Origin of the sequence: Dactylosporangium sp. NPDC005572, assembly GCF_040605515.1 — a bacterium.
Lineage (GTDB): Bacteria > Actinomycetota > Actinomycetes > Mycobacteriales > Micromonosporaceae > Dactylosporangium.
In genome coordinates this window covers 1-14,575 of the sequence record NZ_JBEXCY010000262.1, presented here as the reverse complement: position 1 = coordinate 14,575, position 14,575 = coordinate 1, and the positions used below count along the sequence as shown (strand labels likewise).

General features: G+C 75.8%; 9 protein-coding genes. 4 read left to right on the top strand and 5 right to left on the bottom strand.

The features are described 5' to 3' along the window. Nucleotides 1-51: 51 nt before the first annotated feature. Together ABZS66_RS54875 and ABZS66_RS54870 are read right to left on the bottom strand one after the other, a co-directional pair. Nucleotides 52-936: an ornithine cyclodeaminase family protein gene (locus ABZS66_RS54875; protein WP_354771791.1), complete on the bottom strand. Its 885-nt coding sequence runs from the start codon at nucleotides 934-936 to the stop codon at nucleotides 52-54. After that, nucleotides 933-1,871 carry a proline racemase family protein gene (locus ABZS66_RS54870; RefSeq protein ID WP_354771789.1) on the bottom strand — a complete coding sequence of 313 codons (939 nt, stop codon included), beginning with the start codon at nucleotides 1,869-1,871 and terminating at the stop codon, nucleotides 933-935. The genes ABZS66_RS54875 and ABZS66_RS54870 overlap by 4 nt, the downstream gene beginning before the upstream one ends. Nucleotides 1,872-1,899: 28 nt before the next feature. Between ABZS66_RS54870 and ABZS66_RS54865 the strand changes: the two genes are divergently transcribed. From ABZS66_RS54865 to ABZS66_RS54850, 4 genes are read left to right on the top strand one after another with little or no spacing between them, the layout of a single operon-like run. Further along, nucleotides 1,900-3,096: an MFS transporter gene (locus ABZS66_RS54865; protein ID WP_354771787.1), complete on the top strand. Its 1,197-nt coding sequence runs from the start codon at nucleotides 1,900-1,902 to the stop codon at nucleotides 3,094-3,096. Nucleotides 3,097-3,117: 21 nt separating this feature from the next. Then, nucleotides 3,118-5,346, top strand: a complete 2,229-nt coding sequence (locus ABZS66_RS54860; RefSeq protein WP_354771785.1) for a glycoside hydrolase domain-containing protein — start codon at nucleotides 3,118-3,120, stop codon at nucleotides 5,344-5,346. Continuing rightward, nucleotides 5,343-6,608, top strand: a complete 1,266-nt coding sequence (locus tag ABZS66_RS54855) for a glycosyltransferase (RefSeq protein ID WP_354771783.1) — start codon at nucleotides 5,343-5,345, stop codon at nucleotides 6,606-6,608. Before ABZS66_RS54860 ends, ABZS66_RS54855 begins: the two co-directional genes overlap by 4 nt. A 43-nt stretch (nucleotides 6,609-6,651) precedes the next feature. Next, nucleotides 6,652-9,453: an Hsp70 family protein gene (locus ABZS66_RS54850; protein ID WP_354771781.1), complete on the top strand. Its 2,802-nt coding sequence runs from the start codon at nucleotides 6,652-6,654 to the stop codon at nucleotides 9,451-9,453. Between the two features lie 15 nt (nucleotides 9,454-9,468). Here ABZS66_RS54850 and ABZS66_RS54845 read toward each other — a convergent pair whose 3' ends face one another. The 3 genes from ABZS66_RS54845 to ABZS66_RS54835 are packed head-to-tail and all read right to left on the bottom strand — an operon-like array spanning nucleotide 9,469 to nucleotide 14,483. Then, on the bottom strand, nucleotides 9,469-12,423 hold the full coding sequence (locus ABZS66_RS54845; protein ID WP_354771779.1) for an FAD-dependent oxidoreductase: 2,955 nt from the start codon (nucleotides 12,421-12,423) through the stop codon (nucleotides 9,469-9,471). Nucleotide 12,424: 1 nt separating this feature from the next. Further along, nucleotides 12,425-12,868 (bottom strand): cyclic nucleotide-binding domain-containing protein, encoded by a 444-nt coding sequence (locus ABZS66_RS54840; protein ID WP_354771777.1) that lies wholly within the window; start codon nucleotides 12,866-12,868, stop codon nucleotides 12,425-12,427. 37 nt (nucleotides 12,869-12,905) lie between these two features. Continuing rightward, the gene (locus ABZS66_RS54835) at nucleotides 12,906-14,483 is read right to left on the bottom strand and encodes a CHAT domain-containing protein (RefSeq protein WP_354771775.1); all 1,578 of its coding nucleotides are present in this window, start codon (nucleotides 14,481-14,483) and stop codon (nucleotides 12,906-12,908) included. Nucleotides 14,484-14,575: the final 92 nt, after the last annotated feature.

Genomic DNA, 14,575 nt, shown 5'->3' with positions numbered 1-14,575 from the left:
ACCGACGAACCTTGACAACCCACTCACCGGCCTAACTGAACGGCGTTGCGGCTAGCCCGCCGCGAGGACGGCCTCGGCGACGACCAGGTCCTGCCAGGCCATGCCCGAGCCCTTGAACAGCAGCGGGGCGCGGCAGGTGGCCGCCTCGGTCAGCGGTACCAGATCGTCCCGGGTCAGGGCGTGCTCCGCGATCGCCTGGATCACGTCGCCGCACTCGCGCAGCGCCGTCCCGACGTCCTCCACCACCACCGTGGCGCGGGCGCAGAACGCGGCGTCGACCTCGCGGGCGTCCGGTTCGTGGGAGCCCACCGCCACCACGACCGCCGACGGGGACAGCAGGGCCGAGTCGAACAGCGGGGTGCGGGCCGTCGTCGCGCAGACCACCACGTCCGCGGCGCGCAGTGCCTCCGCGACCGGCGGCGAGCCGGCCTCCAGGACCGGCCACGGCACCGACACGCGCGCCGGGGTGCGGACCACCACGTCCACCGTGGCCAGGTCGGCGACCGCGGCCAGGGTCTCGACGTGGCCGACGCCCTGCGGGCCGGCGCCGAACACCACGACGCGCAGCGGGCGGGCGGGCAGCGCCGGGCGGACCGCGGCCACCGACACCGCCGGGGTGCGCAGCGTCGTCAGGGCGGTGCCGTCCAGGAACGCCACCGGGCGCAGGGTCGCGCCGTCGAACAGGACGTACACGGCGCTGATCCGGGGCAGGCCGAGCGCCGCGTTGCCGGGGGCGACCGCCGCCAGCTTCACCCCGGCGTGGGCCGGCGACGACGCCGGCATCAGCAGCAGCTCGCCGGCCGGGAGCCGGACCGACGAGCGGGGCACGCCCGCGGCCGGGTCGAGGCCGCCGCGCAGGGCCGCCTCCACGGCGGCCACCGCCGCGGCGGGCGGCACGCGGCGGGCAATCTCGGCGGCGTCGAGGTACGGGATCATCGCAACACGAACCCGGGCGTCATCGGGTCGTCGGGGTCGACGACGAACTCGTGCTCGCCGGTCGGGTACGCCATGCCGGTGATCACCGGCCGCACCACGTCGCCCGCCGGATAGGAGGCGGTGAAGCGGGAGCCGACGATCGAGTCGTGGACCAGCACCTCGCCGGGGGCGAGCTCGCCGGTCGCCGCCAGGGTGGCCACCCGGGCCGCGGTGCCGGAGCCGCACGGCGAGCGGTCCAGCTCGCCGTCGGCGAAGACCGTGGCGTTGCGGTGGTGCAGAGGGCCGAGCCGCTCGTAGAGGATCGTGCCGTAGAACTCCTCGCCGAGCGCCCGCTTCACCTCCCGGCCCAGGGCGATCAGTTCCTGGTGCGCGGACGGGGTCACGGGCAGGCCGACCGTGGCCGCGTCGACCTGGGCGTACATCGCGCCGCCGTAGCTCACGTCGGCAAGCACCACGCCGCGGGACGTCGGCACCTCGACCGCGGTGGCGATGTGGTGCGACGGGACGCTCACGAAGTCGACCGAGGTCACCCGGCCGGCTGCACGGTGCACCCGCGCGGTCACCCGGCCCGACGGCACGTCGATCACCACGTCGGCGGCGCCGTCCCCGGGCGCCGGGACGAGGCCGCTGCGCACCGCCCAGGCGCCGAGGGCGATCGTCCCGTGGCCGCACGCGGTGGAGAAGCCGTCCTTGTGCCAGAAGAGCACGCCGAGCGTGGCGCCGTCGTCGTCGGGCGGCACGAGGAACCCGCCGTACATGTCGGCATGCCCGCGCGGCTCGAAGCACAGCATCTGCCGCAGGCCGTCCACGGCCGGGTCGCCGATCGCGAACCTGCGCCGCTCGGCCACGGTCCGCCCGGGGATCTCCACCGGCGGCGCCGGCACGATGCGGAACGGCTCACCCCCGGTGTGGTAGTCCACCGTCCGCACCCGCATGATCTGAAGACTAGTCGAGGATGTGACCGTGCCGCGCTCGTTGATCTTTCTGTTCGCCGTCGCCAGCGGGGCCGCGGTCGGGAACCTCTACTGGGCCCAGCCGCTGCTCGACCTCATCGCCGGTGACCTGCACGCCTCGCAGGGCGCGGCGGGCTGGCTGATCACCGCCACCCAGCTGGGGTACGCCGCCGGGATCCTGCTCATCGTCCCGCTCGGCGACGTCCTGGACCGCCGCCGGCTCATCCCGGTCATGCTGGTCAGCGCGGCCGTCGCGCTGGTGCTGTGCGCCGTGGCGCCGTCGATCGGGGTGCTGCTGGCCGCGATCACGCTGCTCGGGATCACCACCGTGGCCGGGCAGATCATCACCCCGCTCGCCGGTGACCTGGCCGACGACCGGGAGCGCGGCCGGGTCGTGGGCGTCGTCGCGTCGGGCATCCTGACCGGCATCCTGGCCTCCCGCACGGTGAGCGGCCTGGTTGCCGGCGTGGCGGGCTGGCGGTCCGTCTATGCCGGCGCCGCCGTCCTCGCGGTCGTCCTGGCGATCATCCTGTACCGCCGGATCCCGCCGCTGCCGCCGAAGGACCACCTGCCGTACCCGCGGCTCATCGCCTCGATCGCCACCGTCGCGCTGCGTGAGCGGACGGTGCGCTGGACGCTGCTCATTGCGGCCACCGGCTTCGCCGCGTTCACGATGTTCTGGACCGCGCTCACGTTCCTGCTCAGCGGCCCGCCGTTCGGCTACCCGGTGCCGGTCATCGGCCTGTTCGGGCTGGCCGGGCTGGCCGGCGCGGTCGCCGCGCAGCGGGCCGGCCGGCTGCACGACCGCGGCTGGTCGCTGCCGGCGACCGGGCTGGCGTGGCTGGGCATCCTGGCGGCGTTCGGCGTCGCCCTGGCCGCCCGGCAGAGCGTGGTGTTCGTGCTGGCCGCGATCGTGCTGCTCGACGTGGCGATGCAGACCCAGGGCATCCTCAACCAGACCCGCATCTTCGCCGTCTCGGCCCAGGCCCGCAGCCGGCTCAACACCGCCTACATCACCGGCAACTTCATCGCCGGCGCCCTGGGCTCAGCCGCCGCGGCCATGCTGTGGATGGCCGGCGGCTGGACCGCGGTCGCCGTCGCCGGGATGGCGCTGAGCGGGCTCGCGCTCACCTTCTGGGCGATCCTCACCGGCGGCCCCGGCGGAGTTCACGTCGCCGAAACCACGGGGCGGCCGGCGGCGGGGTAGAGTCCCCGCATTCTTGACGAAGTGGACCCTTTCATCGGTACCGCGGCGACCGCCCTTCCCCAGCCGCGGGGCCTCGCCGCGACGTGGTGGTGGCCCAAGCCGCAGGTCGGCAACACCCACCCCGGCGCGACGTCGCCGCTGGGCATGGTCTCCGCCTGCGCGTACTCCGGCGCCTACCCGACCGGCTACGGTCGGTACACGAAGAACACCGAGGGCGTGCCCGAGGAGATGTTCGACCGGCTGCAGGCGTCCGGTTTCACGCACTTCCAGCAGTCCGGCACGGGCGCGATCCGCAAGTACTACAACTACGTGCGGGTCACGCCGATGGTGCAGCCGCTGGACGACCTCGGCAGCGCGTGGCCGCTGACGAACGAGATCGCCGAGCCCGGCTACTACGCGGCGACGCTCGGCACCGGCGTACGCTGCGAGATCACGGTCGGGGCGAAGGTCGCGGTCCACCGGTACACGTTCCCGGAGCACAGCAACGCCCGCATCGTCATCGACCTGTCCTGCGGCGGCCTGGCGATCGAGCTCGGCCGGACGGTACCGCTGCGGGCCCACGCGGAGAGCCTGGGCCACGGGCGCATGCAGGGCACCGTCGTGATGGAGGGCGTCCCCCTCTCGGTGCACGTCGAGGTCGACAGTCCCCGCTGGCGGCAGATGCTGTGGTACGACCGGCGGCTCATCGACGGCGGGACCCGGCTCGACTTCGACAGCATCCGGCCCACGACGCTGCGGCCGTTCGGCATGCTCTACATGGGCCCGACCACCGCGGGCCAGACCGTGGAGATCCGGCTCGGCTTCTCGCTGCGCGGCCCCGACCAGGCCCGGCGCAACCTGGAGCAGGAGTGCGGCGGCAACGGCCCGGCGTTCGACCGGGTGTGCGCGGCGACCCGGGAGCGCTGGCAGGACCACCTCGGCCGGGTCCGGGTCGAGGGCGGCACGCCGGCCCGGCGGCGGGTGATGACGACCGCGGTGTACCACTCCCTTATCAAGCCCTGCTTCGCCGACGACGAGAGCCCGTTCTGGCCCAACTCGGGGCCGTTCGCGTTCGACGTCTGCACCATGTGGGACATCTACAAGACCCAGCTGCCGCTGCTGTCGGCGATCGCGCCGGACCGGGCGACGGACCTGCTGGAGTCGCTGATCCGGGTCTGCGAGGAGGAGGGCAACTTCCCGATCGGCTACCGGATGGCCCGCGGCGCCGACCGGTTCTTCCGGCAGGCCAGCGCCCTGGCGCACACCGCGCTCGCCGACGCGCACGCGCTCGGCCGGCCGGGCCTGGACTGGAGCTGGGCGCTCGTGCACATGGTCGACGACCTGCGCCGGATGTACGGCGAGGACTTCTTCGAGCACGGGGTGGTACACCCGATCAGCCACACCCTCGACCTCGCGTTCGCCCACCACTGCACCGCCCAGGTCGCCCGGGCGCTGAACGACGTGTCGCTCGCCGACGACCTGGAGCGGCGCAGCCGCGGCTGGGTCAACGCGTTCGACCCGGCGACCGGCCTGCTGCGCGACTCGGAGTTCTACGAGGGCGGCAAATGGAACTACTCGTTCCGGCTGCTGCACGACATGGCCGCCCGGATCGCGCTCGGCGGCGGCGACGCCGCGTTCCTCTACAACCTCGACCAGTTCTTCGGGTTCGACGCGCCGCCGGTCATCCAGCCCGGCCGGCGCCCGGACCCGGCCGAGATGGCCGCCGGCTACGCGCTGCAGCGCTTCGAGGGGCTCAACAACGAGCCCGACATGGAAGCGCCGTGGGCCTACCACTACGCCGGTCGGCCCGACCGCACCACCCAGATCGTGCACTCGGCGCTGACCTGGCAGTTCGGCACCGGCCCGGGCGGGCTGCCGGGCAACGACGACTCCGGCGGGCTGAGCGCCTGGTACGTCTGGGCGTCGCTCGGGCTGTTCCCGGTCGCCGGGCAGAACCTGTTCCTCGTCAACGCGCCCGCCTTCGAGCGGGGCGCGATCCGGGTCGGCGACCGGGAGCTCGTCGTGGAGACCAGCGGCCACGTCGAGGCACCGATCGGCGCCGACGGCATCGAGCACGACCCGCCGCCGCAGTACGTGCAGGCGGTCACATTCAACGGGCGGGAGCTGGACGCCACGCACCTCAGCGGGACCGAGGTGCATCGTGGTGGGCGGCTGCACATCCGTCTCGGTCCGGAGCCGTCGAGCTGGGGACGCCGGGCCCGTCCGCCGTCGTTGTCCGATCCACGAAGAGGATCCGGAGGTACCACATGACCTCCCGCCGTCTCGTCATCGTCGTCCGCGCCGATCCGGTCATCTGCGGCCACTCCGGCGAAGCCCGCAACATCGCCGAGGTGGCCCTGACCCGGGGCTTCACCGACGTGCGTCTGCTGACCTGGCCGATCCCGGCGCTGCAGGCGGCCGGCCTGCCGCTCAAGCCGCTCGACCGCCTGCTGCCGTACAGCCCGGGGATCACCGTCGAACGCCCCGAGCCGGTCGGCGACTACCGCGTCCCGGACGGGCGCCACCTCGCCGGGCTCACCGGCCGGCTGGTCGAGCTGCTCATGGAGCCCGTGCCGACCACGTGCCTGTCCATGTACCTCGTGCCGCACACGGCGGTGGTCGCCGACGCGGTCACTGCGGCCCGCGCCGCCGGGTTCGCCCCCGACGTGCGCACGATCGCCAAGGCGGTCGGCTCCGACGTCACCAACGTGATCAAGTCCTGCCTGCGGGAGGGCCGGTTCGGCGCCGCGGTCTCCCTGTTCACCACGTACCTCGGCAGCGACCGGGTGGTGGCCGTCTCCGCCTACACCCGCGACGAGATCATCGACGCCGCCGAGCGGGTCGACGCCCACTGCGGCACCACGTTCGCCGCGCAGGCCCGCCACCGGGTCGAGGTCTCGTACCCGCCGATTGACGTGTCCGCCTACACCGACCTCGACGACGCCCGGGTCGACGCGGCCCTGGCCCGCCGCGGCCTGCAACGCGACGGATACGTGCTGTTCCTTTCCCGGGTGGCCCGCGCCAAGGGCATCTACGACCTGGTCATCGCGTACGGCCAGATGCGCAGCCGGTCGAAGGTGAAGCTGGTGGTCGCCGGCACCGGCCCGGCGCTGGAGCACGTGCAGGCGATGGCCAAGGAGGACGACCGGGTCATCTTCCTCACCGACGTCGACGACGCCGAGAAGCCGCTGCTCATGCGCGGCTGCGCGGCCTACGCGCTGCCGACCCGCCCGGAGCCGGACTTCGTCGAGACGTTCGGCATCGCGCTCACCGAGAAGCTCCTGGCGGGCGGCGGCCCGGTGGTCACCACCCTGACCGGCGGCACCGGCGAGGCGGTCGGCGACACGGCCGTCATCGTCGAGCCGGGCGACGTGGCCGGCCTGGCCGCGGCCCTGGACCGGGTGGTCCTGGACATGCCGTCGTCGGAGCGGCGCCGCCTGGAGCAGCTCGGCCGGGCCCACGCGATGGCGTTCGAGCGCACAGCGGTGTTCGACGAACTCTTCCCGGAGACCCTGGCCGCGGCGACCACCTGACCGGCGGGTGTTCTTCCGCACCGGCGGTCCCTACAGTGGCGTCGTGATCACCGAGGGGTACCGGCTGGGCATCGACTTCGGCACCTCCACCACGGTCGCCGTGCTGGGCGGCCCCGACGGGCGGACCCGGCCGCTGCTCTTCGACGCCTCGCCGCTGCTGTCCTCGGCGGTGTCGGTCGGCGCGGGCGCCCCGCTCACCGGTTTGTTCACCGGCCTGCTGACCGGTCTCGATGCCGAGCGGTCCGCCGCAGCCGCCCCGGCGGGCTTCGAGGCGAACCCGAAGCGGCGGGTCGACGACGGCACGGTGTGGCTCGGCGACCGCGAGTACCCGGTGGTGGACCTGGTCGCGGCGGTGCTCGGCCGGGTGGCCGACGAGGCCGCCCGGGTCGCCGGCCGCCCGGTGACGAGCGTGGTCCTGACGCACCCGGCGGTCTGGAGCCGCCCCCGGCTCGGCGTCCTCGCCGACGCGGCCCGCCGGGCCGGCCTCGGCGAGGTCGGCCTGGTCGCGGAGCCGGTGGCGGCGGCGGCCTACTTCCTGCGGGTGCTGGGCCGGGACATCCCGCCCGGCCGCTCCCTGGTCGTGTACGACCTGGGCGCGGGCACGTTCGACGTGAGCGTGGTCCGCCAGACGGTGGACGGCCTGGAGGTCGTGGCGACCAACGGCCTGCCGGACGTGGGCGGCCTGGACCTGGACGCGGTGGTCGTGGGCCACGCCCGGACCCTGGCCCCGGACCCGTCGGCGTGGGGCCGCCTGGACTGGCCCCAGTCCCCGGCGGACCGCCAGGCCCGCCTGTCCCTGTGGCGGGCGGCCCGGGCGGTGAAGGAGCAACTGTCCCGCCACTCCGCTGCCCACCTGCACGTCCCGCTGGCCGACGCCGAACTGCACCTGACCCGCGAGGAGTTCGAGCGGGCGGCCCACCCCTACATCGACCGCACGGTGCAGCTGACGCTGCGCACGCTGCGGGAGGCGGGCCTGGCCCCGGAGGCGATCGCGGGGGTGTTCCTGGTCGGCGGCGCGTCGCGGGTCCCGTTGGCGGGGACGCTGCTGCACCGGACCCTGGGCATCGCACCGACGGTGATCGACCAGCCGGAGCTGGTGGTGGCGGACGGCAGCCTCCTGGCCCGCCCGGCAGCGGCACCCCAGCCGGCCCCGGCCCCGACCGTGGCGATCGACGCGCCCGCGCCGCCGCTTGTTCCACCCACGGTCGGCGCGGCGACCCCGACGACACCGGGTCCGACGCCCCCGGCCCCGACATCTTCGGCGCCCGCATCCCCGGCTCCCGCCTCCGGGGCACCTGTTTCCCAGGGACCCGTTACCCAGGGACCGGCGATCGGTGTCACGGCCGCCACCGACGCTGCCGCTACCTCATCACCGCCCGGGATCGGCGCAGCGGCGCCCACGTCTCCCGCATTCCCGTTCCCAAGCTCCGCGGCTCCCGCCGCGCCAGCCCACACCTCCGCGGCCCCCGTCTCCACGGTTCCCGCCGCCTCGGCTCCCACGTCGCCGGCGGCGTTCGGCGCGGCGACCGTGCCGCCGGGGCCCGCGGCGGTCAGCCGGCCGGCCCCTTCGGGCGCGCCGCCGGCAGTTCCCCCGGTGATCGGCGTTTCGGCGCCCGACGTGATGATCAACGTCCCGGCGCCGCCAGCCGCCGTCCCGGGCCCGCCGGAGAAGCCGCCCGCCCCGACGCCGTCCCCAGCCTCGTCCCCAGCCCCAGCCGCGGCGCCGTCCCCAGCGCAGTCCCCAGCCTCGTCCCCAGCGCCAGCCCCGGCCCCGGCGCCGTCCTCGGCGCCGTCCCAGGCCCCAGCGCCGGCCCCGGCCGACGGTGGGGCGGGTCGGCGACGGGTTTCGCGGCGGGCGCTGCTGGCCGCCGCGGTCGCCGTCCCCGTGGCCGGCGCCGCCGGAGGCGCGGTGTGGTGGCTGCGGGACCGGCCGCTCAAGCCGGTACGCGGGGCGACCCGGCTCGGCGCGCTCGACGGCCACACGAACATGGTCGCCGGGCTCGTGTTCCACCCGAAGGACAGCAACGTGCTCTTCTCGACCAGCATGGACTCCACCGTCCGCAAGTGGGACGTCGCCGGGCGGCGAGAGGTCCGCCAGGAGGAGCGTCACACCAACTCGATCTGGGGGTACTCCCTCAGCGCCGACGGCGCGACGCTCGTCACCGGCGGCGCCGAAGGCCGGGTCATCATCTGGAGCACCTCGACGCTGGAGCCGGTCAAGCTGTCGTTCGGCGACTTCAAGGCGGTCAACGACGTCGCCCTCAGTGCCGACGGGAAGACCCTCGCCGTCCTCGACGACAACGTGCTGGGCACCTGGACGTTCCCCGACGCGGGCGGGACGGGGGTGCCGTTCACGAACGCGACGCACACGAACTTCGCCGTCTTCCACCCCAGCGACAGCCGCGTGCTCGCCACGAACATGGACAACGACGTGCGGCTGTGGAACGTCGGGGACGGGCGCCCGACCGGCCCGGACCTCAAGGGAAGCGCCGGCTCGATCAACAACGTCGCGTTCAGCCCGGACGGGACGAGGCTCGCCGCGGTCGGGGACGACACCTGTGTCCGGATCTGGGACACCGCCACCCACGCCCAGATCGGCGACCCGCTGCGCGGGCACGTCAACCCGAGCATCGGCGTGGCGTTCTCACCCGACGGCAGGACGCTGGCCTCCGGCGGCGGTGACGCCAAGGTCTGCCTCTGGGACGTCGCCGGCCACGCGGCGATCGGGTCGCCGCTCGGGGAGCACTCGAGGCCGGTCCAGTGCGTCGCGTTCTCGCCGGACGGCAGGCTGCTCGCGAGCGGTGACAACAACGGGCAGATCATCATCTGGCGGCTGGAGCGCTGACGGGCACGGCCACGGTCAGGAGCGCAGGGCGGCGAGGACCGTCGGGGCCTCTCGCGGGAGGCCCACGAGGATCGCGCCGACGAGGCGGTCTCCGGTGTACAGCAGGCGCCGGTACGTCGTGCCCTCCTCGCCCGTGACGACGCGGTCGCCCGGCAGCGGGTCGCGCCGGCCCGCGGACAGCACGTCCAGGCCGATGTCCTTCACCAGGACCGGGGTGCGGTCCTCGGCCGCGGTGCGGGTGCCGCCGAGCAGGTTGGCCGCGACGACCTGGCCGTGGTGCACGGCCGACGGCCACAGGCCCGACACCGTGCCGCGCAGTTCGGCCACGTCCCCGGCCGCGAAGACGCCCGGGGCCGCCCGCAGCGAACCGTCCACCACGATGCCGTGGCGGACCTCCAGGCCCGCCGCGCGGGCCAGCGACGCGTCAGGGGTGGCGCCGGCGCACAGCAGGACCAGGTCGGCGCTCATCCGCCGGCCGTCGGCCAGGGCCACCGTGCGGACGCGGTCGGTGCCCTCGACGGCGGCCGGCGGCGCGTGCGGCACCACCGCGATGCCCCGCGCGGTGAGGTACGCGGTCAGCAGGGCGGCGGCGGGCGGGTCGACGTGGCGGGCCAGCAGGTGCGGGCCGCGCAGCGCGATCGACACGGCCAGGCCGAGGCGGTGCAGCGCGTAGGCGCCCTCGACCGCCAACGGGCCGCCGCCGACGACCACGGCCCGGGCGGCGTGGTGCTCCTGGGCGTAGGCGCGGATGCGGATCGCGTCGTCGGCGTCGCGCAGCACGAAGCAGCCGGGCAGGGCCGCGCCCGGCAGCGCCGGGACGCTCGCCCGCGCGCCCGTCGCGATGACGAGGTCGTCATAGTGGAGCACCGATCCCGTGCCCAGCGTCACGGTACGGTCCACTGTGGACAGCTCCACCGCGCGGGTGTTGAGCCAGCAGGTGATCCCGCGGCGCTCGTACCAGTCCTCGGCCTGCAGGAAGAGGCCGGTCATCGCCGAGCGGCCGTAGACCATCCGGGCGATGCCCATCCGGTTGTACAGCGGGTGCGGCTCCCGCCCGACCACCTGGATGTCCCGGTCGGGATCGGCGCGGCGCACCTCCTGCGCGACGGTCACGCCGGCGATGCCGTTGCCGACGATGACCAGCCGCCGCTGCCGCCTCGACCAGGGTCCGGCAGAGGGTGGCAGGGCGGGCGGCGGGGCGGGCGGCGGGACCGGCGGGCTTGCCGGCTCCGGGGCGAGCGCGATCACCGCCGGGCCGCGGACGCGGGCGCAGCAGGCCAGCCGCGCCGACGGGCCGAGGTCGAGGCGGCGCAGGGTGGCGGCCTCGTCCTCGGTCGGCGGGGACAGCTCGCCCGACACGACCCGCACCGGGTCGGCGCCGCAGACGCCCATCCGGCAGCCGGCCTCGATCGGCAGGCCGTCGCGCTCGGCGAGCTCGAGCAGGCTGGTGCCCGGCTCGGCGACGACCCGCCGGCCGTGCGGCTCGAACGTGACCTCCACCCCGTCGGCGAGCCGGGCCCCGTGCAGGGCCAGGGGCAGCGCGGTCGCGATGGCGGGCTGCGCGGCGGTGTGCCGCACGAAGCGCCGCCGTACCCCGAGCGTGCGCCACAGCCACACCACCGCCACGGCCGGCACGCCCAGCCGCAGCACCCAGGCCAGCGGCGGCGCGTGCAGCGTGGCGGCGAGGGCCGGTGCGCACCACCAGTAGTACAGGCTGATCGCGACCGCGCCGTAGACGGCGGCCAGATCGCTCGCCCGGACCCGCGCCAGGGCCTCCAGGGCGAAGAACGTGCCGGCGCTCGCGAGCACCACCAGCGGGAACAGCGGGGCCGGGACCAGGAAGTACCCCAGGACGACGCCGGGCATGCACCCGGCGAAGAACCGCCGCGGCGCCGTCCAGCGGGGGTCGCGGTCGTGCAGGTCGGCCTGGTACGCGACGGTGGGGTTGAAGTCATAGCAGTGCTTGGCACAGCCGACGCAGGGCCGGCAGTGACTGTTGGGGACGACCGTGAACGGCGTCTGGCCGTACAACCGCTGAATCGGCAGCAGCGGGCACACCGACGAGCACCAGCCGCTCTTCCCCTTGAGCAGCAGCCCGCCGAGCAGGGCGCCGGCGAGGGCGGCGGCGAGCAGGGCGGCGCTGGCAGGTCCGCTGTGGTCGAACAGCGGGCGGCGCAGCCCGACGGCGGCGAGGAAGAGCGCGACGGCGACGACGTACCCGTGCTCCCGCAGCCACCGCGGCGGCTCCAGCGCGCGGGTGACGCGCAGCAGGCGGGGCAGCTGGTTGGTGGCGGCGAGCGGGCAGCTGTTGCGCCACACGCCGGGGGCGAGGAGCCAGACCAGCGGCAGGACGGGGACGGCCAGGCGCCACAGCAGGGTCAGGCCGAGCGCGGGGCGGGCGAGCAGGGTCGCGACCAGGGCGAGCGCGGCGAGCACGGCGGCGGCCTGGGCGGCGTACCACCAGTTCGCCGGGACGCGCCGCCGCAGCTTGAGGTAGTTGGGGAACGCCTCGACGGCCTGCGCCGCCGCGCCCGCCGGGATCACGCGGCGCAGGATCGGGCGGCGCGCCGGCCGCGGCGTGGCAGCTCCGGTTCCCGTTCCCGCTGTTCCCGCCGTTCCCGTTCCGGCTCCGGCCGGCGGCGAGGCGAGGATCAGGCGGACGCCCGCGACGCGCAGGACGCTCCCGGGGGCGAGGACCGTCGGGGCCGTGATGCGGCGCTCGTCCACGAAGGTCCCGTTGCGGCTGCCCAGGTCGGTGACCACGAGCCGCCCGCCGGTGGCCTGGAGGCGCGCGTGCCGCCGGGACACCCCGGGGTGGTCGAGGCCGACGAGTCCCGGCCCGTCGCCGCGGCCCAGCTCGACGACGTCCGCGACGTCGACCCGGCGCGGCTCGCGGCCGGGTTCGGCGACGACGAGCGTGCAGCGGCCGCGCAGGTCGAGCGTCGCCGTGAGCGACCCGTGCGCGGCCACGTCAGGCCAGCCGGCGCAGGTCGCGGAGGCGCACGGCCAGAACCCGGGCCAGGTCGAACAGCAGCCGCCGGGCCAGGGCCGGATCCTTGCCGGCGAGGACCTCGAAGCCGTCGAGGGTCAGCCGCAGTACCGTGGCATCCGTCCGGGCCCGGACCCGCACCGCGGACGGCGCGCCGTCCAGGAAGCCGAGCTCGCCGAACACACCCCCGGCGCCGATCTCGGCCCGATGGCGGCCGTCGGCGACCTCGACGAGTCCGTCGGCGACGATCCAGAGGCAGCGCTCGTCGGCGCCGGCGGCGACGACGGGCTCCCCCGGCCGGTACCGCCGGGCGGGCGCGTGCTCCCGCACGAGGGCCCAGGCCCGCTCCCCCGCGTCGCGCAGCAGCGCCGCGCCACCCTCGGTGGCCGGCGCAGCGCCCGGATACGTGAACAACGAGTCGTCCATCGACCGCAGACGGTATCGCCAGCGCGCAAGAGCGCTCTCACAGCGGCGCCTCGCGGCCCGAGCCGAGGCACACGAAGCCGGCCGCGGCGGCAAGGGCCGGCGGGTCGGCGCCGGCCAGCCCGAGCTGGGCGCCGGCGAGCGCCTCGGCCGGCGGGATCCCGGCGGCGAGGGCCTTGTGCAGCGCCACCATGAGCGGCGCCGTCGCCGCGTCGGGGACGGGCAGCACCGAGGCGACCAGCTGCGCCGCCCCGCGCCCGATGAAGGCGGCACCCAGCCCGAGCAGCTCGTCACCGGTGCTGACGACGGAGCGCCCGCTCTCGCAGGCGGCGAGCACGACCGTGTGCGGGACCCGGGGCAGCTGCTCCAGGTCGTACACGACGAGCGGCCCGTCGGCGAGCGACAGGTCGGAGAAGAGCGGATGCTCGGCCGAGAGCCGCCCGTGCGCGGCCAGGTGGACGAGGCCGGCGCTGGCGAGGGCGTCGAGGACGGCGGCGACCGTGGCGGCGCCGTCGACGAGCGGACTGGTGCCGTGGACGGCCGCCACCTCGTGGGCCTCGGCGTGCGCGCCGGGCAGTCCGGGGCCGGCCGCGACCGCGACCCCGCCCTTGGCGAAACCCCGGGTCGTGGTCGCGTGCCACAGCGTCGCCGACGGTGCGACGGTGACCGGCCGGCCGGCCCGCGACGGCAGCACCGACCACGGCACGCCGTGCAGCACGCCGGTCGGCACGACGACGAGGGGCCGGTCGGCGAGCTCCGGGAACGGGGCGAGCAGCGCCTCGTCGAGCCGGGCCGCGGCCTGCCGCAGCAGGAGCAGGGCCGCGGCGGGGCCGGGGCGGGTGAGCCGGCGCAGCGCGAACGGCAGCCGCTCGGCCAGCTCGGCGACGCGCTGCGCGGCGCCCAGCGGGCGCAGCCGCAGCCGGCCGCCGGCCAGGGTCAGGCCGTGCAGGACGCCGTCGAGCTGGAGGTACTCGACGAGGGCCCAGTCCCCGAGCGCCGCGGTCAGGGCGGCCGGCGGGACCGGCGGGGTGGGCGGGCCGCCCGGGGTGCCCCGGCGCTGCCGGGTGTGGTCGCGGATCAGCCGCTCCAGGGCGACCTGGCGCCCGGTCCGGGCCTTCCCCTCGGCGCGGGCCTCCTCGAGGACGATGCCGCGCAGCTCCGCGAGGAGCTCGGCGAGGCGTGGGTCGTCGGGAGGGCGGATGCTGCGGTACTCCAGGCGGCTCGCGCGGCCACGCTCGGCCCACTCCAGGACGCGGCGGGGCCGGCCGTCGCGCAGGGCCATGCGCAGGCCCAGCCCGGTCAGCTCCCGCCGGTGCGCCGCCGAGTGGACCCGAAGGTCGGTGGCGCCCAGGGCGGCGGCGTGCTCGTCGAGGATGCGCAGTCCCGCCCGTACCGCCGCCGCCGCACCCGCGTCGTCGGCACCGTCCAGCCGCAGCAGCGCCTCGGCGAACCAGCCGCGGGCGCGCAGGGTCGCCGGCCCCCGGCGGTGCGCGGCGGCGGCCGCCTGGGTGAGGTGGTCGCGGGCGTGGCGGCGGTCGACCCGGGCGGCGACCAGGCGGGCCTCGACGGCGGCGGCCGGCCAGCTGCTCGCGTCGAGCGCGGCGACCACGGCCCGCACCCGCGGCGCGGTCGCCGGGGCGCCGGCCCGCAGGGCGGTCGGTCATCTGCTTGCCGTCCCAGAAGGCGTTGACGTAGCTGTCGCCGTAGTGC